Origin of the sequence: Spiroplasma sp. ChiS (assembly GCF_002968355.1) — a bacterium.
GTDB classification, from domain to species: Bacteria; Bacillota_I; Bacilli_A; order Mycoplasmatales; family Mycoplasmataceae; genus Spiroplasma; species Spiroplasma citri.
Map to the genome: position 1 here is coordinate 1 of NZ_PUUH01000045.1, position 2,389 is coordinate 2,389.

The window sequence follows — 2,389 nt, forward strand, 5'->3', positions numbered from 1 at the left end:
ATTTATTAATCAAGCTTGTTGTCTGTATATAAATTCTGCTAATTCTTGTCCATTTTCATCAATTCATTTTTTAATATTTAATGCTTTTAAACTTAATTCTTTAAAATCATTACCTTTAATTGCAAAAGGGAAAGAAACATTTTGAACTATATTATTCATTATTTAATTTATCCTCCTTACTAGGTAATGTGTCATATTTAGATTTAGAATTATCTTTTAAAACATAGTTGTTTCTTCAAGTATTTTCTGAACAACTTGATAATATACATTTGTCAACTTTTTCACAATTTATACAATATAATTGAAATCAAAAATCTTCTTTATATAATATTTGTTGTTTTAATTTTGCAAGTTCTTTTTTAAGTGCTTCATTTTCTGCTTCAAGTGTTTCATTTTCTGCTTTAAGTTTGTTAAATTTAATTGTTTCTGTTACATTCATTACTTAATTTTTCCTCCTTACTTGGTAAATTATTAATATCTTTAATTAGGCAATATCTATGATTATTACTTTCACAATATTTTAAGTGCATTTCAATTGTTATTTCATCAGTTTGTAAACTTTCTCAATCATATGTAAGTTTATCTTCTTCACAAAGTAAATAAAAATCTTCTTTATATAATTGTTGTTGTTTTAATTCATCATTTTCTGCTACAAGTGCTTCATTTTCTGCTTTAAGTTTGTTAAATTTAATTGTTTCTGTTACATTCATTATTCATCCTCCTCACTAGCAATATGAAATAAGGCAACTAGCACATACATAATGCAATTTAGCTTTGAAATTTTTTATTTAATGCTCAATAACGATTATGGTGTACTCATCCTTTGCATATTTGACATCAATTAGTTTGATTAACAAATTCTCCTGTTGATGTTTCATTATATTTACAAATAATTTGATCTGTATTTGTATATTCTTTAAAATTACAACTGCATTTCTTATAATGTTTTCTTAAATATTCATAATGACCACTAAAATTAAATCCACAACTTGTATTAGCCATTTTATAATTCCTCCTCAATAACAGTTAATTGGTCTAATTGTTGTTTTGTGATTTTAATATCTTTTAAATCAGCACCTTTTAAATTAGTACAAGATAAATCAGCACCTTTTAAATAAGCATATTTTAAATTAGCACCAGATAAATCAACATAACGTAAATCAGCTTCTTCTAAATCAGCTGCTCGTAAATCAGCACCCTCTAAATCTAATATTTCAATTCTTAAATATTCTCTTATTTTTTGTTCTTCAACAATAATATCTGTTAAATCTTTAATTAAATCTTGTAATGTTTTCATTTTATAATTCCTCCAAATTCTTTTCTGCAATTAAAGTATCAATATAGTCGTAAGCACTTTCTTCTGAATGACATTCTTCTAATGCTTCATTAAATAAATCTTCTTCTGTGTAAACTTTGCCATCTTCATCTTTTCACATATTATTTATCTCCGTTATTTCTAATTCTTTGTATATTTCGCATTTTAAAAACTTTATTTATTAATTTGATTAAAAATTTTTTCTAATTCAGCATAAATCATTTGCTTCATAGTATTTTGCCCATATCCATCAAATTCACCATCAGTTATTGAAATTAATAATTTAGCAATATTTCTTTTTATTTTTTCCATATTATTTACCTTTTTCATTCAATATCTTTTAAATCAATAATTGCCGTTGATAAGCCATAATTATTATTTTCAATTTTTTCTCGTACTTTTGCTTCTTCTAGTGTGTAATAAGCATAAGTAGTTAAATATTCATTTTTAATAATTAATAAGTATTTTTTAGTCATAATTTAATTCCTCTTAATTTTGTTTACCTAATGCTCAATGTTCATCAGTAATTTGATCTTTTGAAACTAGATAACTTCTAAGCATTAATTCATTTATTTTGTTGATAGTTTTTTTATTTAACTTTTTCATCTTTACCTCCTTAAAAATTTCCTTGGTTAATTTTTTTTATTATTTTGATACTTAATAAATAAAAAGTTGGTATGCATATTGTGTTTACAATTAAAACTCCGATTATTATTTGTTCTATATTTAAAATTCCAAGATTTAATCAAAAAAGTATAAAATCAATTGGAAAATAAATTATTAAATTTATTAATAATAGTAGGATAATTTTTCAGAAATTATGACATTTTATTAAATAAATAATCCTTAATAAAATTGCTAATAAACCAGTTCCTAAATTTCAACATAATGATCCTAGCGTAAAACCTCATAATGATAAATCAACTAATAAATGACCAACAAAACCAATAAATAAACATCAATATCAATTTAAAATAAAAGTACTAATAAAAACTGGAATTAAAAATAATGGAATTGATGTTCTTAAAATAATTTGTATTCGCATTACTTGGGATAATACAACCATCATCGCAA

General features: G+C 22.9%; 8 protein-coding genes. All 8 read right to left on the bottom strand.

Annotation, left to right across the window (positions count from 1 at the left end; genetic code table 4):
- Positions 1 to 151: 151 nt before the first annotated feature.
- Positions 152 to 439, bottom strand: a complete 288-nt coding sequence (locus C6B38_RS02195; RefSeq protein ID WP_105298481.1) for a hypothetical protein — start codon at positions 437 to 439, stop codon at positions 152 to 154.
- Entirely contained in the window at positions 417 to 710 is a 294-nt protein-coding gene (locus tag C6B38_RS02200) for a hypothetical protein (RefSeq protein WP_105298482.1), read from the bottom strand. Before C6B38_RS02200 ends, C6B38_RS02195 begins: the two co-directional genes overlap by 23 nt.
- A 58-nt stretch (positions 711 to 768) precedes the next feature.
- Positions 769 to 1,002, bottom strand: coding sequence for a hypothetical protein (locus C6B38_RS02205; RefSeq protein WP_105298483.1), 234 nt, complete (start codon positions 1,000 to 1,002; stop codon positions 769 to 771).
- 1 nt (position 1,003) lies between these two features.
- On the bottom strand, positions 1,004 to 1,297 hold the full coding sequence (locus C6B38_RS02210) for a pentapeptide repeat-containing protein (RefSeq protein WP_105298484.1): 294 nt from the start codon (positions 1,295 to 1,297) through the stop codon (positions 1,004 to 1,006).
- 1 nt (position 1,298) lies between these two features.
- Positions 1,299 to 1,436: a hypothetical protein gene (locus C6B38_RS09650; RefSeq protein ID WP_162475809.1), complete on the bottom strand. Its 138-nt coding sequence runs from the start codon at positions 1,434 to 1,436 to the stop codon at positions 1,299 to 1,301.
- Positions 1,437 to 1,489: 53 nt separating this feature from the next.
- Entirely contained in the window at positions 1,490 to 1,627 is a 138-nt protein-coding gene (locus tag C6B38_RS09655) for a hypothetical protein (protein ID WP_162475810.1), read from the bottom strand.
- Positions 1,628 to 1,632: 5 nt separating this feature from the next.
- On the bottom strand, positions 1,633 to 1,791 hold the full coding sequence (locus C6B38_RS09660; protein WP_162475811.1) for a hypothetical protein: 159 nt from the start codon (positions 1,789 to 1,791) through the stop codon (positions 1,633 to 1,635).
- 140 nt (positions 1,792 to 1,931) lie between these two features.
- Positions 1,932 to 2,389: hypothetical protein (locus C6B38_RS02215; RefSeq protein WP_233485488.1), on the bottom strand; the 458-nt coding region annotated here is incomplete at its 5' end.